Below are 23059 nucleotides of genomic sequence, written 5' to 3'. Positions count from 1 at the left end.
TCCGGTCGAACCTCGGCGACACGCGCTAGGCGTGTATGGCCGAATATCGGGTCCGCGCTAGATACGCCGATAACTTGGCAGAGTGGACCCCATCCGCAACCCCTTCGCGCCGGGCGCCGGGCAACGGCCGCCCGAGCTGGCCGGCCGCGAGCGTGAGCTCAAGGCGTTCGAAGTGGTGCTGGAGCGGGTCGCGCGGGGGAGACCCGAACGCAGTCTGGTGCTCACCGGCCTGCGCGGGGTCGGCAAGACCGTGCTGCTCGGGGAGCTGCGCGCGATGGCCGTCCGGCACAAGTGGGGCGCGGGCAAGATCGAGGCGCGGCCGGACGCCGAGCTGCGGCGGCCGCTGTCCGCCGCACTGCACCGGGCCATCCGCGACCTCGCCGTGCGCCACCGCGCGCCGGACCGCGTCGAAGAGGTGCTCGGCGTGCTGAAAGCGTTTGCGCTGCGGGCCAACAAGGCCGACGCGAAGCTGCGTGACCGCTGGCAGCCGGGCATCGACGTGCCCGCCGCGCAGGGCCGCGCCGACTCCGGCGACATCGAAATCGACCTCGTCGAGCTCTTCACCGACGTCGCCGAGCTGGCCGCGGACGTCGGCACCGGTGTCGCGGTGTTCATCGACGAGATCCAGGACCTCCAGCCCGACGACGTCTCCGCGCTCTGCGCCGCCTGCCACGAGCTGTCGCAGTCCGGGGCGCCGCTGGTCGTCGTCGGCGCCGGGCTGCCGCACGTGCCCGCGGTGCTCTCGGCGTCCAAGTCGTACTCCGAGCGGCTCTTCCGCTACGCGCGCATCGACCGGCTCGACCGCGAAGACGCCGACTTCGCCGTGATGGCGCCGATCGAACGCGAAGACGCCGGCATCGAGCCGGAAGCGCTCGACGCGCTCTTCGACGCCTCCGGCGGCTACCCGTACTTCATCCAGGCCTACGGCAAGGCGGCCTGGGACGCGGCGCCGTCCGACCCGATCACCGTCAAGGACGTCCAGGTCGCGGCGCCCGAGGCGGAGTCGGAGCTGGCGGTCGGCTTCTTCGGCTCACGCTACGAGCGCGCGACGCCGGCCGAGCGGGAGTACCTGCAGGCGATGGCCGAGCTGACCCAGGGCCGCGACGAACCCGCCGGCACCGCCGACGTCGCCGTGTTCCTCGGCCGGAAGCCGTCGTCGCTGTCACCGGCGCGCGACAGCCTGATGAAGAAGGGCCTCGTGTTCTCGGCCGAACGCGGGCAGATCGCCTTCACCGTGCCGCACTTCGGCCACTACCTGCTCAGCCGCGACTGACCTGGGCTTTTCCGGCTGTCTCGCGGTCTATGAGCGTCGCTAAGTCTTTATCGGAAAATTGCTAGACATAGGTAGATAGCCCGATGAGGTTGCTCTGTCGTGACGGCCAACACCCTCGATCTCTCCGGCGCTTACCCAAGTTTGCCGATGATTCATCGGCAAGTGCGCCACATCACCGGACATTCGTTGGATTCCTTGTGAAAAAAGGTGCATACTAGAGGCACAAGCCACCCAGAACCCTCGAAGGGGATGCAGAAACCGATGAACAACATCGCCGCCAAGCTCCGTGCCCGTCGCGCCGAGGCTCGCACTCGCCGGGCGCTGAACCGGGCGATCGACACCGCCGCGACCGCGACGGTCCGTCAGGAACTCATCGCGATCTCCCAGGCGCGCTCGGGCTACATGCGCTGACCTCTCACCCCCGTGGCGGTCGCCCATCAGAGTGACCTATGCCACATAGTGTGCGAGGTGTAACGCCGCGCTAAGTCGCGTCGATACCCACTACGACCCCGTGATGCTGGCGGACCCCCGACCTGGCAGCATCGCGGGGTTTCCCATGTCCGGAACCAGGTTGCGGCCGCCGGCTCGTCGAGTAATCTTTGACTTCGTCAACGAGTTTGTTGAGGTGGTCAATGAACGACGATCGGGTCGCCGCGGTCCGGGCTTTCAACCGGCTCTACACCGGGGTCATCGGGGTCCTCGACGAGGGCCCGGCCGACGCCGAGTACTCCCTGCCGGAAGCGCGGGTGCTCTTCGAGCTCGCGCAGCAGGATCCGCTGGCCGTCACCGACCTGCGGAAACGGCTCGACCTCGACGCCGGTTACGCCAGCAGGCTGCTCGCGCGCCTCGAGTCCCGCGGCCTGATCTCCCGTGAACGCTCCGACGAGGACGCCCGGCGCCAGCTCGTCCGGCCGACACCGGCGGGCCGCGCCGCGTTCGCCGTGCTCAACCGCCGGTCCACCGAGCAGATCGGCGGGCTGCTCAGCCGGTTCGACGACGAACAGCAGCAGCGCCTGCTGGCCGCCATGCGCACCATCGGCGACGTCGTAGGCGACCGCCCGCGCGACCCGGTGCTCGTGCTCCGCCCGCCACGACCGGGTGACCTCGGCTGGGTGGTCGAACGGCACGGCGCCCTCTACGCCCGCGAGTACGGCTTCGACGTCCGGTTCGAGGGCCTCGTCGCGCGGGTTGTCGCGGACTTCGCGGTGCACGACGACCCGCGCCGGGCGTTCTGGATCGCCGAGCTCGACGGCGAGCGCGTCGGCAGCATCGGCTGCGCGCCCGGGCCGGACCCGGACGTCGCGAAGCTGCGGCTGCTGCTCCTCGAGCCGTCGGCACGCGGCCACGGCGTGGGCCGGCGGCTGGTGACCGAGTGCGTCGAGTTCGCCCGTGGCCACGGCTACCGCGCGATGGAGCTGGCGACGGTGTCGATCCTCGATGCCGCCCGCGCGCTCTACCGCGGGGCCGGGTTCCAGCTGGTCAGCGAAGCGGACTTCGACACCTGGGGGCCGAAGCTGACCGAAGAAGTCTGGCGCGTCGAGTTCTAGCGGGGCACGCGGCCGAGCAGGAAGAACTCCGGGTTCGGGCGCAGCGCGGTCAGGTGCGCGAGCCGGTTCGACATCGCGAACAACGCCGTGATCGCGCCGACGTCCCAGATCTCGTCTTCGGTCAGGCCGGCGTCGCGCGCGGCGTCGAGGTCGCCTTCGCCGAACAACGCCGAGTCCTGCGCCAGGGCGAGCGCGAGGTCGACGATCGCGCGGCCGCGCTCGTCCAGCTCGACCTGCCACGGGTTGCTCGACACGCGGTCGGCCAGCTCCGGGTCCTTCGCGCGGATGCGCAGGATCGCCCCGTGCGCGACCACGCAGTAGGTGCAGTGGTTCGCGCCCGACGTCGCGACGACCACGAGCTCGCGTTCGGCCTTGCTGAGTCCGTCGGAGCGTTCCATCAGGGCGTCGTGGTAGTCGAGGAAGGCGCGCAGCTCGGCCGGCCGGTGGCCGAGGGCGCGGAAGATGTTCGGCGTGAAGCCGGACTTCTCCGCGATCACGCCGACCCGCTCGCGCAGGTCGTCGGGCAGGTCTTCGAGTTCCGTCACCGGGAACCGGCTCACCGCTTCGCTCATACTCCTCACGCTAGCCGTGTCGATTCCCGGGCGTCTTGTTCGTCTGGGGGCTGTTGTCGTCTCGGACGAAGGAGCGGACATGCCGACATTCGCCGCGTTCATGGTCTTCCCGCCGGACCCCGCCGAGCCCGATCCGGAGCTGGTCGCGAGCGGGATCGACCGGTACCTCGCCTGGCAGGAGGAGCTGCGGGCCGCCGGGCACCTGGTCACCGCCGCCGGGCTGGCGCCGGACTCGAAGGTCGTGCACGCGGGCGGCGTCACGAACGGGCCGTTCACGGAGTCGAGTGAGCTGATCGCGGGGTACATCGTCGTTCGGGCCGAAAGCCTCGACGAAGCGGCGAAGCTGTTCCTCAAGCACCCGATCGCCGAGGACGGGATCGGCCGGTTCGTGCTGCACGAGATCGCGCTGACCGACCAGGACGCCCACCTGCGATGACCACGAGCGCGGTGGTCGAGCGGGTGTTCCGGCAGAGCACGGGACCAGTACTCGCCACGCTGACCAGGGCCTTCGGCGCGGACCGGCTGGACCTCGCGGAGGACTGCCTGGCTGACGCCGTCGAGCTGGCCCTGCGCGTCTGGCCCGTCTCCGGCGTGCCGGCCAACCCCCGCGGCTGGCTCTTCCGGGTCGCGCGCAACCGGGCCCTCGACGTCGTCCGCCGCGAACGGACGCTGCGCGCGAAGCTCCCGCTGCTCACCGGGGAGGTTTCCGAGGCGGGCGACGGCGAGCTGGCGTTGATGTTCCTGTGCTGCCACCCCGCCTTGCCCCGGGCGTCCCAGGTCGCGCTGACGCTGAAGATCGTCGGCGGGCTCGGCGTGCGCGAGATCGCCACGGCGTTGCTCACGAAGGAGCCCGCGGTCGCGCAGCGGCTGGTGCGGGCGAAGAAGTGGTTCCGGGAGTCGGGCGAGGCGGTCGAAGTGCCGGCGGCGCACGAGTCGCGGCTGGACGGTGTGCTCGACGTGCTCTACCTGCTGTTCAGCGAGGGGTACCAGGCGACGGCGGGGGAGCTGGCCGTCCGCCGCGAGCTGTGCGCCGAAGCGATCCGGCTGACCCGGTTGCTGACCGCCGACCCGCGGACGGACCTGCCGCCGGCTGAACGGACCTGCCGCGGGGCAGCCCCCGCCCTCCCTGGGGGGCGTGCCCTTGTCCAGCCTATCGGCGGCTGCTGACAAAACTCGGCTCCTGCGTGCGGGAGCGGGCTGGTTGTCCACATTCGGCCGGGGCTGGGGATAACTGGATCGGTGGTGAGGTCGGGGCGCAATCGCGGCGTGCCACGCCCCGTCGGGCGCTGGACCGGATGCTTGCGTGCTGCTCGTGCCGTCGTCCGGTTGAACCGGGCGATCGCGCTTGCTGAGGTCGACGGGCCGCGGGCCGGGATCGCGGAGCTGGAACGGCTGGGTGCTGACCTGGCCGGTCACCTGCCGCTACCCGCCGCGCTCGGGGCGTTGTCCCTGCGAGCGGGCGACCACGCCGCCGCGGCCGCGCACTACCGGCGGGCGCTGACCTTGCCGTGCTCCGAGCCGCAATGACGGTTTCTCGAACGACGGCTGGCTGCCTGCACCTGATTCCTGGTTGGCTTGGCCCGTGACGGACTACTGCGAGCGCGTCGCTTCCGGGATCTGGGGAGAGCCGCTCAACAGTCTCAGCAACCTCGCCTTCCTCCTCGCCGCCGTGCTCGTGTGGCGGTTGGCCGCCGGGAACCGGACCGGGCGGCTCCTCGCCGTCCTGATCGGGCTCGTTTTTGCCGCCAGCACCGTCTTTCACCTGCTCGCGACACGGTGGGCCGGCGCCGCCGACTCGCTGAGCATCCTCGTTTTTGTGCTGGTCTACGTCGTTCTGTTCGCGCGCGTGTTCTTCCACTGGCGGTGGGCGTGGCTCGCCGCGCCGATCTTCCTCGGGTTCACCGTGGTCACCGCCTTGCTGGGCGGCGGGCTCTACCTGTCGGCGTTGATCGGGCTGTTCCTTTTCGCCGCGCTGCTCGCCATCCGCCGTGACGCCCACTGGACGCACTTCGCCGTCACTGGCGCCGTCTTCGCGTTGTCGCTGAGCTTGCGCACGCTCGACCGGGACGTGTGTGACTACGTCCCGGTCGGCACGCACTTCCTCTGGCACCTGCTCAACGGCCTGGTGCTCTACCTCGTCTCGCGCACGATGATCCGGCGCTTGACGTCCACAGTGGACTAGTGGGCCGCGCCGATCGGGCGCAGGTCCTTGTCGTGCTCGTCGGCCAGGTAGTCACCGGGGTTGGTGTCGTCGGTGCCGTTGAACACCTTCATCTGGCGCGCGATCACCGTCACGACCGCGGCGACCACCAGGTTGGCGATCAGCGCCACGAACCCGACGTAGATCTGGACCGTCGAGCCCGAGAACGGGTGCCAGCCGAAGATCGACAGGTTGCCGAGCGACAGCGCCGAGCCGCCGAAGTGGAGCTTTCCGTTGGCCGGGTTGGGGATGCCGTACAGCATGATCAGGCCCCAGCCGATGCCGACGACCCAGCCCGCGATCAGGCCCCAGCGGTGGAACCAGCGCGTGTACAGCGCGAGCGCGACCGCCGGCAGCGTCTGGAGGATCAGCACACCGCCGATCAGCTGGAGGTCGATCGAGAACTGCGGGTCGATCAGGATGATGACGGCGACCGCGCCGAGCTTCACGACCAGCGAAGCGAGCTTCGCCTGCTTCGCCTCGTCCGCCGGGGTCGCGTTCTTGCGGATGTACTCCTTGTAGATGTTGCGCGTCCACAGGTTGGCCGCGGCGATCGACATGATCGCGGCCGGCACCAGCGCGCCGATGCCGATCGCGGCGAACGCGATGCCGGCGAACCACGACGAGAACTGGTTGTCGAACAGCACCGGGACGATCGTGTTGCCGTCCGGCTTGCCGGTGGCCGCGTTCGTCAGCGGCTTGACGCCCGCCGTGATCGCGACGTACCCGAGCAGCGCCAGCAGGCCCAGCACCAGCGAGTACGCCGGCAGCGCGACCATGTTCTTCTTGATGACGCTGCGCCCGCGCGAAGCCAGCACGCTGGTCAGCGAGTGCGGGTACAGGAACAGCGCGAGCGCCGAACCCAGCGCCAGCGTCGCGTACTGCAGCTGGTTGTTGGCGTTCAGCAGGATCGAGCCGGCCGGCTTGCCGGTGGCCGGGCTCGGCGTGCCGAGCTTCGCCGCCGCCGTGTCGAAGATGTGCGACCAGCCGCCCAGCTTCGAGGGCAGGTAGATGATCGCCACGAGGATGACGATGTAGATCAGGATGTCCTTGACGAACGCGATCAGCGCGGGCGCCCGCAGGCCCGACTGGTAGGTGTAGACCGCCAGGATGATGAACGCGATCAGCAGCGGCAGGTGCCCGACGATGCCGGAGCCGTTGATGCCCATCGTCCGCAGCACGGCTTCGAGGCCGACCAGCTGCAGCGCGATGTACGGCATTGTCGCGACGATGCCGGTGATCGCGATCAGCAACGCGAGAATCGGCGAGCCGAAGCGGCCGCGCACGAAGTCGGCCGGGGTGACGTACCCGCGCACCCGCGACACCGACCACATCCGCAGCGCCGGGAGCAGGACGATCGGGTAGACGACGATCGTGTACGGGAGCGCGTAGAGGCCGAGCGCGCCGGCGCTGAACACCAGCGCGGGCACCGCGACGAACGTGTACGCCGTGTAGAGGTCACCGCCGAGCAGGAACCAGGTGATCCACGAGCCGAACTTGCGGCCGCCGAGGCCCCATTCGTCCAGGTGGTCCAGCCCGCCGCCGCGCTGCCAGCGCGCCGCCATGAACCCCATCACGGTGACCAGCAGGAACAGGATCGTGAAGATGATCAGTTCGGGCCACTGCAGGTTGCTCATCGAGCGTCCCCCTCGTCCAGGTCGTCGACGCTCAGGCGGTCCGGCGCCTCACCGGCGGGCTTGTCCCGGGTCATCAGGTAGACGACCCAGGTGCTCAGCACGCCGACCGCCACCATCAGGAACTGGAACCAGTAGAAGAACGGCATCCCGAACAGCCGGGGACCGTCCATGTTGAACAGTGGCGTGACCAGGACCAGCAGCGGAACGATCAGGAGCAGGTTCCACGGGTTGAACGGCTTCCGGGGCACCTTCCCGCCTTGCTTCACAGTCGACATCGGACCTCACCTAACACTCCCGTAACCGACCGTCCGACCTTAGAACCTGGGTGAGGAGGCCGTCACGTCTGTCCGATATCGATTTGATCGCCACGCACCGCGTTGCCGACCAACGTCGGTTGCCGTGCTCTGAGCAGCCCTATAGGAATAGCCCGGATCCACTGGCGAAAGACCCAAAAGGGGCAACTGTATGACACGACTTCGCTACGCGGTGGTGATCCCGGCGATCGCCGGCACCCTGCTGGCCGGGTTCACGCCTGCGTTCGCAGGTCAGGAGGCGGCGGCCGGCAAGCAGCCGCTGAACTCGACGAACATCCCGGCGCAGTACGCGAACCAGAAGCTCGACTGGCACAAGTGCGCAGTCCCCTCCGAGCTGCCGACGGCCCCGCCCGCGGGCGCCGAGGACATGGAGTGCGCGACCTACAAGACGCCGCGCAACTGGTACCAGGCCAACGCCCAGATCGACCTGACCATCGCGGTCAGCCGCCTGAAGGCGACCAAGGACGCGACGGCCAGCGTCGTCACCAACCCCGGCGGCCCGGGCGCGCCCGGCCGCAACTTCCCGGCCCGCCTGCGCAACCAGCCGAAGCTGCGGGAGCACCAGGAGATCGTCGGCTTCGACCCGCGCGGCACCGGCAAGAGCACGAACATCACCTGCGGCGGCGCGATCGGCACCGGCTCGGACCTGGACCCGCGTGACCGCGACCGGGCGAACCTGAACCTCATCCTGCAGGCGACGAAGTACGCGGCGCAGTCGTGCCAGGTGAAGTCCGGCGAGCTCGGCCCGCTGATCAACACCGACCAGACGGTCAAGGACATCGACCTGCTGCGCGTGCTGCTCGGCCGCGACAAGATCAACTGGGTCGGCTACTCGGCGGGCACCTGGATGGGCGCGCACTACGCCCAGGCCTACCCGACGCGCACCGGCCGGTTCGTCCTCGACTCGTCGACGGAGTTCACGACCACCTGGCAGAAGTCGTTCGACTGGCAGCCGCTCGGCTTCGAGCGCCGCTGGCGCCAGGACTTCCTCCCGTGGATGGCGAAGTACGACAAGCTCTACCACTTCGGCACCACCGGTGAGGCGGCTCGCCAGACCTACGAGCAGGTCCGCTACGCCCTGACCCAGGGCGCGGTCACCCTGCCCGACGGTTCGAGCGTGTCGGCCAACGGCCTGGACGCCTTCATCGCGTCGCAGATCTACTCGAAGCGCGCCTTCCCGGGCCTGGCGGACTACCTGGTCAGCGTCCGCACCCTGACCCAGGGCGGCACGTCGGCGCAGGCCAAGTCCTCGGCCGCGCAGAAGGTCAAGGCCGCGGACAAGGGCACGGTCACCTACGGCCCGCAGCCGCTGATGGTCCCGGCCGACGGTGACTCCTACGACGCGTCGTTCTGGAGCATCCCCTGCAACGAGGGCCCGTGGACCGGCACCCCGAACAGCGCGATCAAGGACTCGCAGAAGCTGATCGACAAGCAGCAGCCGCTGCTGGGCGCGGGCTGGTTCATCCAGCCGTGCCTGTTCTGGAAGAAGACCCCGGCGCCGCTGCCCGTGCTCAACGGCAAGGGTGTCCCGCCGGTGCTGATCGTCGAGTCGGAGCACGACCCGGCGACGCCGATCGAGGGCGCGCGCCGCGCGCACAAGGCGTTCGACGGTTCGCGGATGCTGACGATCACCGGCGAGGGTGACCACGGCATCTACGCCGGCGGCAACGCGGGTGTGGACAAGGTCGTGGAGGCCTACCTGGTGGACGGCGTCGTGCCGAACGACCAGAGCCTGCCCGGCATGCCACTTCCGGTGCCCGCGGGCGCCTGACACCACAAGAAGTAGTGGAGCCCCCGCCGAACGGACGTTCGGCGGGGGCTTTTCCACACCTGTGCACAGAGTTGTCCACAGGCGGTGGATAACCAGTGGTATTAGAATAGGTGCCATGGTTCGAGTGCCGCTGACGGACGAAGAGCGCGAACGGGGCGAGCGCCTCGGCCAGGCACTGCGAACGGCACGGGGCGGCCGGAGCATGGTCGAGGTCGCGGGGGAGGCCGGGATTTCGGTGGAGACGCTCCGGAAGATCGAGACCGGGCGGATCCCGACCCCGGCGTTCTTCACGGTGACGGCGATCGCGGATGCCGTGGGGCTGTCGTTGGAGGAGCTGCGGGCGGTGGTCGCGCCGGCTGGGTCGTCGCCGCTTTCCCAGGCGAGCTAGGTGCGTTCGACCGGGAATGTTGAGGAGTTCCTTGGCCGGGCCGGAGACTTCCTGCGCTCACGGCTGCACGGACGAAGCCGGAAGTGCTCGGTTTCGGCTGGTTGGAGACGCGATCTTCTACCGCCGCGCGGCGCATCGACTGGCGCTCACCCGGCACTCGCCGGAGCAAGCCGGAACCCTCGCCGCACAGCTGACTGACCGCGGCTGGGGGCTGTCCGGCGTCACGGCCGAAGACGCCACCGCCGCCGCGTTCGCCGAGACGCGGGAGCGACAGACCGGTGTGGTACCGCCCAGTGCGCTCGCCGACCTCACCGGCTACGACTTCGGCTAGACCGGGCGTAGCTGGGTCAGGATGTGCTCGCGGTCGTTGAGGAACGCGCACGCCGGCACCGGGAGGTCGTAGCTGTTCAGCAGCTTCTCGAAGTCGGAGAACTCGTCCGCTGACAGGTTCAGGCCGAGCTTGACCGCGTGGGCGCACAGGACGTCGGCCAGTTCCTCCCACTCGCCCGACCACAGCAACGTGCGGTAGTGCGTGTAGTTCTCCGGGGAGAGCCGGTCGGCCAGGCAGGTCAGGACGCTGTCGGCGAAGAAGCTGATCCGGTTTTCCTTGAGGTCCGCGACCGTCGGGTTCGCCGGGTCGCGGGCCGTGTCCGGGTTGCGGACCACTCCCGGGCCGGCCACCGGGTACGCCGTGTGGACGTTGCCGTCCTCCTCGACCAGCACGATCAGGTGGACGTTGAACCGCTCGCCCGCGCAGCGCCAGCGGCCGTTCAGCTGCTGCCGGCGCGCCTCGCCCGGGTCGTTCGCGACGTCCTTGACCACCGCGATGATGTGCTCGTCGCTCCAGCCGGCCGGGAACTCGCTGGTGCCCCTGCGACCCACCCCCGGTGCGTGCCCGCCGCCCACTGGCTGCTCCCTTCGTCGCAACGAGCGTAGGTCAAATGCCGAGGGAGAGCACCACGATCCCGAGAACCTGCAGGTCGAGGCCCCGGAAGAGCTGGCGGACGAGGTTGGCGGGCATCGGGCCCATCGGCGTGTCGACAAACGCCGGGTTGCCGTAGTCGACAGCCTTGCGGGTGACCGTGCGCAGGATCGAGAGCACCGACAGCGGCACGGCGAGCCACGCCGGCCCGGCGAACGACGTCCCGGCGGCCAGCGTGACGGCGAACAGGACCACCGCCCACAGCAGGCCGGCGCCGGTGAGCACCAGGCCGTGGGTCAGCACCAGCTCGCGGTTGGACGTCGCCAGCCAGCGGCGGCGGCCCGGGTTGCGCCAGAGCTCGCCGAGCCCGGCGCCGAACGGCGTGAGCGCGACGTACGCGCCGATGCCGATCAGGACCGCGCCCGGCATCGTCGGCAACGCGATGTGCGCGACGACGACCGCGAAGGTGACCAGGGCCGCCGCGCCCGCGTAGCGGAACCGGCCGAGCGTGCCCGCCCAGGCCAGGCGCAACGCCGTCGGGCGGCGCAGCGAGATCCGCCCGATCGGCGCGGACGGCGGGAGCAGCATCATCGGGTCGAGGAACGTGACGGCGACCGAGCGCAGCACCCGGCCGTCCCACCCGGCCAGCAGCGCGGCGCGGCCCGCGCGCGAGACCGGCTCGCCGCCGAATGCCAGCGGGACCGCCGCCACCAGCACCGCGGCCGCGACGAGCTGCACGGTCACCGGGCCGAGGCCGAACGCGGCGATCACCAGCCCGAGCACCGCGAGCACCAACGGACCGAGCGCGTCGAACCCCAGCGCCGTCCGCCGGGCGGAGGCGAACGCCGTCACCGCGGTCGCGACGACCACCGCGATCGCCGCGCGCCACTGCTCGATGCCAGCCCCGCCGACGGCGAGCAGCAGCGCGGCCAGGTAACCGGTCACCACGACCACGCCGGTCCAGGCGCCGAGCAGCCGCAGCGTCACGACGCGGCCGCGGTCGACCGGCGCGAAGTCGAGCCAGGTCAGCTCCGCCGGTTCGACCCACGCGAACCCGCGGCGCAGCAGGCCGCGCCAGCCCACCGCGCAGCAGAGCGTCAGCAGCCCGAGCACCGCTGGGAAGTCCACCCGCGCCGAGCCGTACACCGCCGGGCGCCACGCGTCGACGTGGAAGAACGCGGTGAACAGGAACCCGAAGCCGAACAGGAAAACGAACGACGCCGTGTCGCCGCTGAAGATCCCGCCGAACCGTTTGCGGCCAGGGATCCGCATCCGGCGAGGCGCGAGGGTCACCACAGCTCGAGGACGCTGTCCGCGGCTTCCAGCAGCGGCGGGTGGTGCGTCGCCACCACGACCGCCGCGCCCGCCGCCGTCGACCGGCCGATCACCTCGACCAGCCATTCCTTGCCCGCGGTGTCGAGCGCGCGCTCCGGCTCGTCGAGCAGCAGCACCCGGTGCGGGCGCGCGGTGACGCCGAGCAGGAGCAGCCGGCGGCGCTGGCCCGCGGAGAAGTGCCCGGCCGTGACGCGCATGCGTTCACCCAGGCCCGCGTCGCGCAGCAGCTCTTCGTGGTCGCCGAGGTCGGCGCCGAACGAGCCGGAGAGCAGCTCGAGGTGTTGCAGCGGGGTCAGCTCGGCGAAGAAGTCGGAGTCGTCGAACAGCACCGACACCTTGCGGCGGAACTCGACGTCCCGCTCGTCCGGGAGCCGGCCGTCGACGAGCACGCGCCCCCGCTGCGGTGTCTGCATGCCGTAGAAGCAGCGCATCAGGGTCGACTTGCCGACCCCGTTCGGCCCGACGATCGCCGCGCACTCGCCGGGGTCGACGGAGAAGTCCAGGTCGTCGAACAGCCAGTGCTCGCCGGCCCGGACGCCGATCCCCTTCGCGTCGATCACCGGAGTGCTTCGATCACCGGCGCGAACTGGGTCATGTTCTGCTCCAGGACGGTGTAGTAGGTCAGCCCGAACCGCTCGCGGTGCGCGTGGAGCTGCTCGGCGACCTCCTTGGCCGAGCCGACCAGCGCCGTCGGCAGCTCGGCGAGCTGCTCGACGTCCAGCACGCCCTTGGTCTGCTTCGCGAGCTCGGCCAGCGCGCTCGCGCGGTCGTCGGTGATGTGCACGAAGTGGCAGAGCAGGTTGAACTCCACTTCACGACCGCCGAGCTTCGACCGGACGAACTCGACGCGCTCCTCGATCTCCGCGGCGCTCGCCGGGGCCGGCGCGCCGCCGTCCGGCGTTTTGGCCGCGCCGGTGAAGCCGATGATGTCGGCGTGCTCGGCCGCCAGGGTCAGGAGGCGGTCGCCGCGGCCGGCGAGCAGCAGGGGCGGCCCGGCGGGACGCACCGGCGCCGGCTTGTGCTCGGGGTCGGCATACGCCCGCTTCAGCTCGAGGATCGCGCGTTCGAGGTGGTCGACGCGCTCGCGGGCCGGCGGGAACGCCATCCCGGCGGCCTCGAACTCCTCCTTGACGTACCCGGCGCCGAGCCCGAGCTCGAGGCGGCCGCCGGTGAACCGGTCGGCGCCCGTGACGTCCCGGGCGAGCAGCACCGGGTTGTAGAACGGCGTGTTCAGCACGAAGGTGGTGAGCCGGGCCCGCTCGGTGACCTCGGCGGCGAGCACCAGCGCCGGGAACGGCGGCGCCATCCCCAGGTGGTCCGCCGCGCCGATCACGTCGAAGCCGAAGTCCTCGGCCTTGCGGCACTTCTCGACCCACCCCGCGCGGTCGTCGGGCACGTGCATGTTGACACCGAAGCGGAAATCCCCAGTCATACCGACAACGTACTCAGCGGAGCATCTCGATTACCGGTGCCAGCCGGGTCAGGTCGTCTTCGACCACGGTGAAGTAGCTGACGCCGAGGGTCTCCCGCGTGCGCAGCAGCTGCTCGGCCGCCGCTTCGGCCGAGCCGATGACGACGGTGGGCAGCTCGCCGAGCTCATCGGCGCCGAGGTGCGGAACGAGCCCGTGGGCCGCTTCGAGCGCCGTCCGGCGGTCATCGGTGATCCGGATGAAGTGGATCAGCAGGTTGAGTTCGGCGTCCCGGCCGCCGAGCGCTTGTTTCACGAAGTCCACGCGCTCGGCGAGGGCGGCGGGGCCGGCCAGGGCGAGCCGTCCCTCGGCCGCGCCGGGGGCGGTGCCGGTGAAGGCGATGGTGTCGGCGTGCTCGGCCGCGAAGGTCAGCATGCGGTCGCCGCGCCCGCCGAGCAGCAGCGGCGGCCGGGGCTCCCGCGCGCGCTCGAGTTCGGTCACCGCGCGGACGACCCGGTCGAACCGCTGCCCGGCGGTGCCCCACTCGATCCCGGCGGCTTCGAACTCCGCTCGGACGTACCCGGCCCCGATCCCGACCTCGAGGCGACCGCCGGTGAACTCGTCGAGCCCGGCGAGGTCGCGGGCCAGCAGCACCGGGTTGTGGAAGCTCGCGTTGAGGACGTACGTGTTCAGCCGGACCCGTTCGGTGGCTTCGGCGGCGAGCAGCAGCGCGGGGATCGGCGCGACCCGCCCGAGGTGGTCGACCACGCCCACGACGTCGTAACCGAGGTCCTCGGCCTGACGGCACTTGGCCACCCATTCGGCGCGAGAACCGGGCGCCACCAAAGCCACGCCGAAGCGGAAAGGTCTCATGGCGCGAACCTACCGGGCGCAGGAAGAAGGGGACGCCTCCCGGATGCGGCCGGAAGGCGTCCCCTTCTGCACGAGGGACTAGCCGAGGCGCTGGGCCAGCGCGTCGAGCTCGTCACGCAGCGAGGTCGGGACCTCGCCGATCTTCTGGAACCACTCCTCGATCAGCGGCAGCTCCTCGCGCCACTCCTCGGGCTTGACGTCCAGGGCGGCCTGGATGTCCTCGATCGGCTCGGTGAGGCCCTCGGTGTCGAGGTCCTCGGCGCGCGGCACGAACCCGACCGGCGTCTCGACGGCGTTGCCCTTGCCCTCGACGCGCTCGATGACCCACTTGAGGATCCGCGAGTTCTCGCCGAAGCCCGGCCACAGGAAGCGGCCGTCGTCGCCGCGGCGGAACCAGTTGACGTAGAAGATCTTCGGCAGCTTGTTCGCGTCGGCGTTCTTGCCGAGGTTCAGCCAGTGCTTGAAGTAGTCACCGGCGTGGTAGCCGAGGAACGGCAGCATCGCCATCGGGTCGCGGCGCACGTTGCCCACCGCGCCGGCCGCGGCGGCCGTCGTCTCCGACGACATCGTGGCGCCCATGAAGACACCGTGCTGCCAGTCGCGGGCCTCGTTCACCAGCGGCACCGTCGTCTTGCGACGGCCACCGAACAGGATGGCCGAGATCGGCACGCCCTTCGGGTCGTCCCACTCCGGCGCGAGGATCGGGCACTGCGACATCGGCGTGCAGTAGCGCGAGTTCGGGTGGGCGGCCTTCTCGTCCGAGCCGGGCGTCCAGTCCTGGCCCTTCCACGACGTCGCGTGAGCGGGCTGGTTCTCCATGCCCTCCCACCAGATGTCGCCGTCGTCGGTCAGGGCGACGTTCGTGAAGACCGTGTTGCCCTTCTCGATCGTGCGCATCGCGTTCGGGTTGGTGTGCCAGTCGGTGCCCGGGGCGACGCCGAAGAAGCCGAACTCCGGGTTCACGGCGTAGAGACGGCCATCTTCGCCGAAGCGCATCCACGCGATGTCGTCACCGAGGGTCTCGGCGCGCCAGCCCGGGATGGTCGGCTGCAGCATGGCGAGGTTGGTCTTGCCGCAGGCGCTCGGGAACGCCGCCGCGACGTAGTGGACCTTGTCCTCGGGCGAGATCAGCTTGAGGATCAGCATGTGCTCGGCGAGCCAGCCCTCGTCGCGGGCCATCACCGAGGCGATGCGCAGCGAGTAGCACTTCTTGCCCAGCAGCGAGTTGCCGCCGTACCCCGAGCCGTAGCTCCAGATCGCGCGCTCTTCGGGGAAGTGCGAAATGTACTTCGTCGTGTTGCAGGGCCAGGAAACGTCCTTCTCGCCCGGCTCGAGCGGGTGCCCGACGGAGTGCAGCGCCGGCACGAATTCACGCTCGCTGCCATCCGGCGCGACGAACTTGTCGAGGGCCGCCTTACCCGCGCGGGTCATCACGCGCATCGAAGCGACAACGTAGGCGAAATCGGTGATTTCGATACCCAGCTTGGGGTTCTCGTCGGCGAGGGGACCCATGCAGAAGGGGATGACGTACATCGTGCGGCCGCGCATCGAGCCCCGGAAGAGCTCGGTCATGGTGGCCTTCATCTCGGCCGGGTCCATCCAGTTGTTGGTCGGACCGGCGTCCTCGGGACGCTCCGAACAGATGAAGGTCCGGTCTTCGACGCGGGCCACGTCGTTGGGGTCGGAAGTCGCCCAGAAGGAGTTGGGCTTGGACTTGAGCTGCACGAACGTGCCGGCGTCGACCAGCTCCTGGTTGATCCGGGCGGCTTCTTCGGCTGACCCGTCGACCCACACCACGCGGTCCGGGGTGGTCAGCTCGGCGACCTCCCGGACGAAGGACAGCACACCGGTGTGCGTCGTCGGCGCGGTGTCCAGTCCGGGGATGGCGACTGCGGTCATCTCTACTCCTGACTTCCGACGACAAATGAGCCCGCACCGGGAACGACGCTGTTCCGGTGCGGGCTTCATTGCCTGCGGCCGAATGGCTTCGCACACCGGCTGACAACCGGTGTGCGGGTTTTGGGATTCTTCGAGAGTAACCGCATGACCAGCAGGTAACCGAGAGCTGACGTGTACGTTCTCTCACAGGACCGATAAGGGAATCGATTCAGATGGCGGATTTTCTTTCCTTGAAGACATGAAGAAAGCCCGAGGCCGGAGCCTCGGGCTTTCAAACTGTGACCTGGCTAACCTCAGTTGGGGGAGATCCACTGCCCGGTGCCGGAGTCGATGCGCGCGACGCCCTCGAGCGTCTGCGTGCCGGCGCCGCCCCATTCGGCGTCGCCCGCCGGGTCGCCGAGCGGCTCGCCGCCGCCCGAGTCCATCAGTCCACTGGAGACTTCGGTCCACTGCCCGGGTCCGGTGTGCTCGAACGTCGTGGTCGTGCCGTCGGCGTCGGTCTGCACGGCGATGTCCGCCTCGCCGTCGCCGTCCTTGTCGGTGAGGGCGATCGTGCCGCCGCTCTTCGTCTCGACGATGGCGGTGTCGTTGTGCCCGTCGTGGTCGGTGTCGATCGTCGCGGCGCCGGCGTCGATCTCGCCGTCGGGCAGGTCGGCGTGGATGTGCCCGCCGGAGCCGTCGTCGCGGCCGCCGCCGGTGTCGGAGTCGTCGTGGCCGCCGCCCCCGGACTGGACCCACTCGCCGCTGGCCTCGTCGTAGACGGCCTGCTCGACGACGTGCCCGGTCTCGTCCAGCACGGCGTACTGGTCGGCCTGGCCGTCGTGGTTCGAGTCGATGAAGGCCTGGGCCGTGCCGTCGTCGTGCTCGACGATCGCGGTGTCGTTGACGCCGTCCTCGTTCACGTCGTAGTTGACCTCGGCCTGGTACTCCTGGCCGTCGACGTGGACGGTCATCGCGTTCGTACCGCTCGCGTCGGTGTCGCTGCCGCCACTCTCGTCGACCCACATGGGACTTCCCCCTTCGAACCGGGTAACGCCGTCTCTGACCTGCTGCCTGAGGGTATGACTCACCGTAGGCCCGTTCGGTTCCGGTTCACAACCGGACGGGCGGTCAGGCCGCCTTGTCCCGCAGTGCCCGGATGCGGGTCAGGAAGGCTTCGGCGCGCTCACGGCCGTCGCTGACCTCTTTGAGCCGCTTCGAGACGATCGTGATCTTCTTGGCGCGCTCCTGGGCGCCCATCTTGATCGTCTTGTCGACTTCCTTCAGCTCGGCTTCGATCGCGTCGATCCGCCGGCCCAGCGCCTCGTCGAGGGCCATCGACAGCTGCTGCTCGGCCTCGATGAGCTGCTCGGCGACGAGCTGGTCGAGCGTCGAACGGGCGTCCGCGATGGCCTCGACCAGCCACTGCTTCATGTGCTGCTTGTCGGCCGCGTGCTTGCGCGTGCGGGCCATCCACCAGCCGGCGCCGAGGCCGATGATGATCGTCGCGGGCAGCACCACCGGGTTGAGGATCGCGACGCCGGCCAGCGGCAGCGCGGCCACCTTGCCGGCGCCGACGCCGCCCGAGATGCCCATGAAGACGAGCAGCTTGTCCTCGGCCGTCGGCGGTTTTTTGTCCGGCGGCCGCAGCACGACCGGCGGGCCGCCGGCCCGGGCGAACTGCGCGCGGATGACGTCGAGCTCTTCGGGGGAGAACAGCTCCGACAGCGAGACGTTGGTGACCTGGTTGAGGCGTTGCGAGAGCAGCATCGAGACCCGCTGCGACGTCGTCTGCAGCGCGATGTCCACCTGCTGTGGCAACGCGGCGAGCGCGTCCCGCTTGGCGCCGTCGATCAGCTGGCGGAAGTGGGTCTGCGCGTCCCGCATCTGCCGGCTGCTCTCGTGGAGCACCTCGACGCGGGTGCGCTGCACCTCGCCGCGCAGCTTCAGCTGCCAGCCGCGGGTCGACGTCCGGCGCTCGGCCTGCAGCTGGTCACGGCGTTCGCGCAGCACCTCCGCCTCGGCCTCGCCCGCCGACAGGGCCCGGCTTTCGGCCTGCAGCTTCGCCTTCAGCTCACCCAGCGCGCTGGACAACGCGCGCAGCGTGTTCGCCTCGGCGAGCATCGCCGAGCGGCCGACGAGCAGCTCCTGCAGCGCCGTCTGGATCGCCGCGATCCCGGACTTCTCGCGCAGCATCGCGGCGACCTGCTCGTTGGGCGCCTTCGCCGCGGTCTCGAACACCCGCGCCGACACCGGGTGGAACACGGCGTCGGCGAAGCGGGGCGCGTGCTCGCGCAGCAGCTGACGGTCGGCCTCGAGGACCTCGCGCCAGCCGCGGAACATGTCCACTTTGGTCAGCGCGAACACGACGGTCTCGACGCGCTCGCCGACGTCCCGCAGGAACTGCAGCTCGGTCGAGGTGAACGGCGCCGAAGCGTCCACGACGAACAGCAGCGCGGTCGCGCCCGCGGCGGCTTCCTTGGCGAGCTCGCCGTGCATCGAGTCGAGCCCGCCGACGCCCGGGGTGTCGACCAGCGAAAGCCGTTCGAGCAGCGGCACCGGCCCGGTGACCTCGACGTAGCGCGGCGGGAGCTGGCCCGGCGGCAGCTCGTGCGCCGCGGACACCCAGTTGATCAGCTGGCCGAGGTCGATCGGCACCGGCGCCAGCTGGCCGGGGTAACAGGCGTGCGCGCCCCACGTCTCGGCGTGGTCGAACACGAGGTAGGTGGCGGTGGCGACGTCGGCGTCCACCGGGGACAGTCCCGGCCGCGCGAGCAGGGCGTTGACCAGGGTGCTCTTCCCGCGGTTCGTCTCGCCGACCACCACGACGGCCGGCTTCTTCGGCCGCGCGCGCCGGACCTCTTCGACCCACTTGGCGGCGGCCGGGTCGGCGTCGCGGACGATGGTCAGCAGCTGGTCTCGCGCCGCTTGGACCTGCGCAGGCAGGCTCGGCGCGGTCGGTGCGCTCACGGGGTCTTCTTCGCGTAGACGGTGACGATCGGGGCACGCAGCAGACGGTCGTGGTCGGCGAAGCCGGTGACCTCGGTTTCCGCGACCGTGCCCTCGAGCGCCGGGTCGTCGGTCGGGATCGCGCCGCCGGCTTCGTGCCGGGCCGGGTCGAACCGCTCGCCGTCGGGCCGCAGGGCCTGGACGCCGATCGCGGCGAGCCCGGCTTCGAGGCGTTCGACCACTCCGCCGCTGCGGGCGCGGTCCAGCGCGTAGAGGCACATCTGGATCAGCGCCTGGCGGTCGGCGAGTGCGCGCTCCAGGTCCGTTACTTGCTGCTGCAAGGGGTGCACATCGGTGTCCGACGCCGGGGACGGCCCGGTGGTTCCCTTTTCCGCGTCCGCCTCTTCGATGATCTGCGCGAGGTTCACCGCGGCGATCTGGCCGGTGGGGGTGTCGTCGGGATCCACGGATCCGTCCTTGCGAAACCACGCCATGCGCACCACCCCGTCCCGGTTCCGCCAGATTCCACCAGTTTGGCCGACTCAGGCGCCATCCGGGGGCGAAACGGGACGAAGGAACCGAACCAGGATCGTCCGGAGGATCGCCAGCTCGGCGGGCAGATCGAGGTCGGGGTCGAGACTGGCCCGCGAGATCATCGCGTCCACGAGCCCGGCGACCCAGCCCGCCGCCGCCCGCGGCGCGACGCCGGGGTTGATCAACCCGGCGTCGGCGGCCCGCCCGACGAGGACGGCCAGGCCGTCGCGCAGGGCGCCGTCGTTGTGCCGGATCAGCGCGGCGAACTCGTCGTCGCGGGCGGCCTGGGCGGCGGCTTCGAGCACGAGCCGGACGACGGCCGGGTGCGCGATCTGGCCGGCCAGCTCGGCGACGACGTCGAGCAGCGCGTCCCACGGGTCGTCGGCTGCCGCGGCCGCGGCCAGCCGCTCGCCGGTCTCGGCGGCGTCGTCGGTGAAGATCGCCGTGAAGACCGCACGCTTGCTGGGGAAGTAGTGGAAGAGGCTGCCGGAGCTGATGCCCGCGACGCGGCAGATGTCCGCCGTCGTCGTCCGCTCGAAGCCCTTCTCGGCGAAGCACCCGGCCGCGGCGTCGACGATCGCGCGGCGCTTGGCCGCGTGCTTGGCCGGGTCGACGGTCCTCATCGTTCGACGGGCGGCTCGTCGCGCCAGGGGTACCCGTGCTCGGCGAACGCCGGCGCCAGCTCGCGGCCGGAGAGGTCGGTCTTCTCGCGGGCGATCTCCCGGCCGTCGACCGTGCGCAGGACGAGCTCCTTGCCGTCGAGGTAGACGGACTCGAGGTCGGCCTCGATGCGGCGGGTCTTGTCGCCGCGGACCAGCGTGACCCGCGTCGGCGACACCGTGACGACCAGGCGTTCGTGCGCCCAGACCGCGGCGAACAGCAGGCCGAGCACCAGCCCGCCGCCGACCGAGGCCAGCGTCGCCCACGGCTGCGGCAACGCCGTGAGCACCTTGAACACGCCTTGGAACGGGAAGGCGGGCAGCCCCACCACCCACGCGGCGATGGCCCACACGCCGACCCCGAGCGCGGCGCCGGCCAGCGGGCAGCCGATCCAGGACCCGGTGCGCAGCCACGACGGCTCGTCGACGGTCGTCTCCATGCCGTCTATTATTAGACCGCGTACTCGGTTTATGAAAGCCAGGGGCTCAGACCAGCTGGCCGATCACGTCGCGGAGCACGGCTTCCAGGCCCGGGCCGTCCTCGGCGAGCCGGGAGGAGACCAGCAGCTGGTCGTCGGCCGTGCGCAGCCAGATCGACCCGGCGACCGAGATCTCGATGACGTTGAGCCGGAACGGGTACGCCCGCCGCCCCTGCCGCACCTCGGCCTCGCGCACGAGCTGGCCCAGCCGTTCGCCGGCCACGATCTGACGCCGGTAGAACCCGGGCGCCCATGGCGTGCCGCCGGACGGCTCACCCGCGCCGCGCAGGGCGGGGCCGCGGGCGTTGGCGAAGTGCCGGGCCGCTTCCGGGCCGAAGAAGTCGACCGCCTGCCGCATCGCCGACTCCGGCGCGAGCGCCGGCCGGCCGTAGCGGCTGCGGGGGTTGCGGGGGTCGGGGTCCTCGCGGTTGCGGAGGAACCCCAGCAGGTCGACCCACCAGTCGGCCCACTGCGCCTGGACGGCCGCCCGGTCGATCCCGGGCGGAACGTGCACCGGCACCTGCGGCTCCACGGGCGGCAGCACCTGTCCCTCGGAAACGGACAGGGCCAGGGCGTCCCGGATGTACAGCGCGACGTCGACCTCCGTCTCGCTGCTCCAGCCGGCCCGCCAGGACGTCGTGTTTTCTAGGCGCACCTTTTCACAGTACGCGGGAAAGGGGGTCTACCTGCGAAAGTCGGCAAGCAGAAACAAACTCAGGCTTCCCGCAGCTGCTGCCAGATCAAGAAGTACGCGCGGTGCACGACGTGCGCGACGCGGCTCTGCGCCGGCGTCGCGCCGAAGGACGCGAACGACCGCCACCAGCCTGCCCGTTCGAGCGCGTGCGCGGTCAGCTCCGGCCGCGGGGCGCCGGGCTTGCCGAGCTGCGCGCCGATGTCGGCGTTGCTGCCGACTCGCAACACCTCTTCCGACAGGTCCTCCGGCATGTCGACCGCGCCCGACGCGACCAGCGTCAGCGCTTCGAGCAGCCGCAGCTGGTGGGCCTCGGGCTTGGCGAGCAGCACCTCGATGGCGTCGTGGACGCGCTGGCGCTCGCCGGGGTCACCCGAGGTGTGCGCGAGCGCGGTGACCGAGGCCAGCGCCGCGGCCGCCTTGATCCCGTCGGCGCGGGCGGCGAACACCACCGAAAGCCGCTGCCGCACCGCCTCCAGGCCGGACGCGTCGAGCAGCGACCGCCGCAGCGAGCCCGCCGTGAGCTCCGGCTCCTTGCGGAGGGCTTCGACGGCGTGCGAGATGCCGAACAGGTCCAGCTTCTCCAGCAGCCGCAGCCGGGTACCGGCCGGGACGTCGCACTCCCAGCTGGTGAAGATGTCCGCCGAGATCAGCATGGTCTGGAGGATGTCGTCGTCGAGCGCGGCGAGCTGCCGCAGCGCCTCGGCGTCGGCGGAGGTGAACCCGCCGGACTCGGCCGACTCGGCGATCAGCCCGATCACCGGCAGCACGTCGGCGACCCGCGGCTTCAGCGTCGACGCCTGCTTCTCCGACAGGATCGTCGCGGCCTTCCAGATGTCGCCGTCCGCGCCCTCGACCGACTCGGGCGCGATGGTGTCGGCCTTGTTGAGCACGGCGATCGCGTTGACCGGGCCCGCCTCGCGGCTCGCGGTGGCCGCGGTGAACGCGGCGAGGGCCTGCTGGTCGTCGGCGCGGACGCCCTGGGTGACGACGTACAGCACGGCTTCGGCGCCCGCGACGGCGTTGCGCGAGGTGTCGTCGAGCTCGTCCGAACCCTCTTCGTCCTCGCCGTGCTTCGCCGCGCCGAGGAGCTGCTCGGTGCGGGACACCGAAGCGGCGTCGAGCGAGCCGAGGCCGGGGGTGTCGATCACCGTCATGCCCTGCAGGACGGCGTTGGTCAGGTACGCCTCGATGTGCGAGACCTTCGTGATGTCGACGCCCAGCTCGGCCGGGATCATCCCGTCCGAGGCAAAGGGGAGCACCTGCTTGGCGCCGTCGGTGAAGACGATTTCGACGCGGTCGACCGTGCCGTACTGGAACCGCGTCACCAGCCGGGTGCACTCACCGATGTCGGTCGGCGCGACCCGGCGCCCGATCAGCGCGTTGACCAGCGTCGACTTGCCCGACTTGATCCGCCCGGCGACGGCCACCTGGAGCGGCGCGCCGAGCCGCCGCAGCACTTCGGCGAACCCGGCCGCGGTGCGCGGGGAGACCTGCGACTGCAGCCGGTGGCACAGGGTGGCCACCGACATCGACAGCGGACCCGCGAGCCGGCCCTGCTCCGGTGACGTCACGGCCCCCAGCCCTCCCCGGTCGTACGGACAACCCCGTGAATCGTGCCATGTCCC

General features: G+C 70.6%; 26 protein-coding genes. 10 read left to right on the top strand and 16 right to left on the bottom strand.

All coding sequences use genetic code 11. The annotated features are described in order from the left end of the window. Positions 1 to 82: 82 nt before the first annotated feature. The 3 genes from ACZ63E_RS01485 to ACZ63E_RS01475 all read left to right on the top strand — a co-directional run bounded on the left by ACZ63E_RS01485 (position 83) and on the right by ACZ63E_RS01475 (position 2820). Positions 83 to 1273 (top strand): AAA family ATPase, encoded by a 1191-nt coding sequence (locus ACZ63E_RS01485; protein WP_465306737.1) that lies wholly within the window; start codon positions 83 to 85, stop codon positions 1271 to 1273. Positions 1274 to 1534: 261 nt separating this feature from the next. Beyond that, on the top strand, positions 1535 to 1684 hold the full coding sequence (locus ACZ63E_RS01480; RefSeq protein ID WP_364275848.1) for a hypothetical protein: 150 nt from the start codon (positions 1535 to 1537) through the stop codon (positions 1682 to 1684). A gap of 221 nt (positions 1685 to 1905) precedes the next feature. Continuing rightward, entirely contained in the window at positions 1906 to 2820 is a 915-nt protein-coding gene (locus ACZ63E_RS01475; RefSeq protein ID WP_465333436.1) for a bifunctional helix-turn-helix transcriptional regulator/GNAT family N-acetyltransferase, read from the top strand. On the opposite strand, the gene ACZ63E_RS01470 is transcribed toward ACZ63E_RS01475, so the two are convergent. Continuing rightward, a complete protein-coding gene (locus ACZ63E_RS01470) occupies positions 2817 to 3392 on the bottom strand; it encodes a peroxidase-related enzyme (protein ID WP_465333434.1) in 576 nt (191 codons plus the stop codon). The two genes, ACZ63E_RS01475 and ACZ63E_RS01470, sit on opposite strands and share 4 nt — an antisense overlap. A 79-nt stretch (positions 3393 to 3471) precedes the next feature. Here ACZ63E_RS01470 and ACZ63E_RS01465 point away from each other — a divergent pair, with 79 nt between their 5' ends. From ACZ63E_RS01465 to ACZ63E_RS01450, 4 genes are all read left to right on the top strand, one after another. Beyond that, complete coding sequence (locus ACZ63E_RS01465; RefSeq protein ID WP_465333433.1) at positions 3472 to 3828, top strand: YciI family protein; 357 nt, start codon at positions 3472 to 3474, stop codon at positions 3826 to 3828. Next, on the top strand, positions 3825 to 4559 hold the full coding sequence (locus tag ACZ63E_RS01460) for an RNA polymerase sigma factor (RefSeq protein WP_465333431.1): 735 nt from the start codon (positions 3825 to 3827) through the stop codon (positions 4557 to 4559). The genes ACZ63E_RS01465 and ACZ63E_RS01460 overlap by 4 nt, the downstream gene beginning before the upstream one ends. Before the next feature lie 159 nt (positions 4560 to 4718). Beyond that, a complete protein-coding gene (locus tag ACZ63E_RS01455) occupies positions 4719 to 4919 on the top strand; it encodes a hypothetical protein (RefSeq protein WP_465333429.1) in 201 nt (66 codons plus the stop codon). Between the two features lie 55 nt (positions 4920 to 4974). Next, positions 4975 to 5574, top strand: coding sequence for a hypothetical protein (locus ACZ63E_RS01450; RefSeq protein ID WP_465333427.1), 600 nt, complete (start codon positions 4975 to 4977; stop codon positions 5572 to 5574). Here ACZ63E_RS01450 and mctP read toward each other — a convergent pair. Together mctP and ACZ63E_RS01440 are read right to left on the bottom strand one after the other, a co-directional pair. Further along, on the bottom strand, positions 5571 to 7229 hold the full coding sequence (gene mctP, locus ACZ63E_RS01445; protein WP_465333426.1) for a monocarboxylate uptake permease MctP: 1659 nt from the start codon (positions 7227 to 7229) through the stop codon (positions 5571 to 5573). The genes ACZ63E_RS01450 and mctP overlap by 4 nt on opposite strands. Beyond that, entirely contained in the window at positions 7226 to 7504 is a 279-nt protein-coding gene (locus ACZ63E_RS01440) for a DUF3311 domain-containing protein (RefSeq protein ID WP_465306724.1), read from the bottom strand. Before ACZ63E_RS01440 ends, mctP begins: the two co-directional genes overlap by 4 nt. A 190-nt stretch (positions 7505 to 7694) precedes the next feature. Between ACZ63E_RS01440 and ACZ63E_RS01435 the strand changes: the two genes are divergently transcribed. From ACZ63E_RS01435 to ACZ63E_RS01425, 3 genes are all read left to right on the top strand, one after another. Next, positions 7695 to 9314 (top strand): alpha/beta hydrolase, encoded by a 1620-nt coding sequence (locus ACZ63E_RS01435; protein ID WP_465333424.1) that lies wholly within the window; start codon positions 7695 to 7697, stop codon positions 9312 to 9314. Between the two features lie 115 nt (positions 9315 to 9429). Then, a complete protein-coding gene (locus ACZ63E_RS01430; RefSeq protein WP_465306720.1) occupies positions 9430 to 9702 on the top strand; it encodes a helix-turn-helix domain-containing protein in 273 nt (90 codons plus the stop codon). Between the two features lie 31 nt (positions 9703 to 9733). Further along, the gene (locus ACZ63E_RS01425) at positions 9734 to 10033 is read left to right on the top strand and encodes a hypothetical protein (RefSeq protein WP_465333422.1); all 300 of its coding nucleotides are present in this window, start codon (positions 9734 to 9736) and stop codon (positions 10031 to 10033) included. Here the strand turns inward: ACZ63E_RS01425 and ACZ63E_RS01420 are convergent. From ACZ63E_RS01420 to ACZ63E_RS01360, 13 genes are all read right to left on the bottom strand, one after another. After that, positions 10030 to 10608 (bottom strand): EndoU domain-containing protein, encoded by a 579-nt coding sequence (locus ACZ63E_RS01420; RefSeq protein ID WP_465333421.1) that lies wholly within the window; start codon positions 10606 to 10608, stop codon positions 10030 to 10032. The genes ACZ63E_RS01425 and ACZ63E_RS01420 overlap by 4 nt on opposite strands. A 31-nt stretch (positions 10609 to 10639) precedes the next feature. Then, complete coding sequence (locus ACZ63E_RS01415; RefSeq protein WP_465333419.1) at positions 10640 to 11920, bottom strand: hypothetical protein; 1281 nt, start codon at positions 11918 to 11920, stop codon at positions 10640 to 10642. After that, positions 11914 to 12519, bottom strand: coding sequence for an ABC transporter ATP-binding protein (locus ACZ63E_RS01410; RefSeq protein WP_465306714.1), 606 nt, complete (start codon positions 12517 to 12519; stop codon positions 11914 to 11916). The genes ACZ63E_RS01415 and ACZ63E_RS01410 overlap by 7 nt, the downstream gene beginning before the upstream one ends. Then, positions 12516 to 13391, bottom strand: a complete 876-nt coding sequence (locus ACZ63E_RS01405; RefSeq protein WP_465333418.1) for a TIGR03621 family F420-dependent LLM class oxidoreductase — start codon at positions 13389 to 13391, stop codon at positions 12516 to 12518. The genes ACZ63E_RS01410 and ACZ63E_RS01405 overlap by 4 nt, the downstream gene beginning before the upstream one ends. Positions 13392 to 13404: 13 nt before the next feature. Beyond that, positions 13405 to 14241 carry a TIGR03621 family F420-dependent LLM class oxidoreductase gene (locus ACZ63E_RS01400; RefSeq protein ID WP_465333416.1) on the bottom strand — a complete coding sequence of 279 codons (837 nt, stop codon included), beginning with the start codon at positions 14239 to 14241 and terminating at the stop codon, positions 13405 to 13407. Between the two features lie 78 nt (positions 14242 to 14319). Then, positions 14320 to 16140, bottom strand: a complete 1821-nt coding sequence (locus ACZ63E_RS01395; RefSeq protein WP_465333414.1) for a phosphoenolpyruvate carboxykinase (GTP) — start codon at positions 16138 to 16140, stop codon at positions 14320 to 14322. 293 nt (positions 16141 to 16433) lie between these two features. Next, positions 16434 to 17147 carry a hypothetical protein gene (locus ACZ63E_RS01390; RefSeq protein ID WP_465333413.1) on the bottom strand — a complete coding sequence of 238 codons (714 nt, stop codon included), beginning with the start codon at positions 17145 to 17147 and terminating at the stop codon, positions 16434 to 16436. A gap of 103 nt (positions 17148 to 17250) precedes the next feature. After that, entirely contained in the window at positions 17251 to 19089 is a 1839-nt protein-coding gene (locus tag ACZ63E_RS01385) for a dynamin family protein (protein ID WP_465333411.1), read from the bottom strand. Beyond that, complete coding sequence (locus tag ACZ63E_RS01380; protein WP_465333410.1) at positions 19086 to 19562, bottom strand: nucleotide exchange factor GrpE; 477 nt, start codon at positions 19560 to 19562, stop codon at positions 19086 to 19088. The genes ACZ63E_RS01385 and ACZ63E_RS01380 overlap by 4 nt, the downstream gene beginning before the upstream one ends. Positions 19563 to 19610: 48 nt before the next feature. Continuing rightward, positions 19611 to 20225, bottom strand: coding sequence for a TetR/AcrR family transcriptional regulator (locus ACZ63E_RS01375; RefSeq protein WP_465333408.1), 615 nt, complete (start codon positions 20223 to 20225; stop codon positions 19611 to 19613). Continuing rightward, on the bottom strand, positions 20222 to 20701 hold the full coding sequence (locus ACZ63E_RS01370) for a YqeB family protein (protein ID WP_465333406.1): 480 nt from the start codon (positions 20699 to 20701) through the stop codon (positions 20222 to 20224). The genes ACZ63E_RS01375 and ACZ63E_RS01370 overlap by 4 nt, the downstream gene beginning before the upstream one ends. 46 nt (positions 20702 to 20747) lie before the next feature. Next, positions 20748 to 21395 (bottom strand): hypothetical protein, encoded by a 648-nt coding sequence (locus ACZ63E_RS01365; RefSeq protein ID WP_465306697.1) that lies wholly within the window; start codon positions 21393 to 21395, stop codon positions 20748 to 20750. Between the two features lie 59 nt (positions 21396 to 21454). Then, the gene (locus ACZ63E_RS01360) at positions 21455 to 22963 is read right to left on the bottom strand and encodes a dynamin family protein (protein WP_465334336.1); all 1509 of its coding nucleotides are present in this window, start codon (positions 22961 to 22963) and stop codon (positions 21455 to 21457) included. Between the last annotated feature and the right edge of the window lie 96 nt (positions 22964 to 23059).

This window comes from Amycolatopsis sp. NPDC104819, from assembly GCF_055583145.1.
Note: the sequence above shows the minus strand (reverse complement) of the source record. Positions and strands in the feature narration are given on the sequence as shown.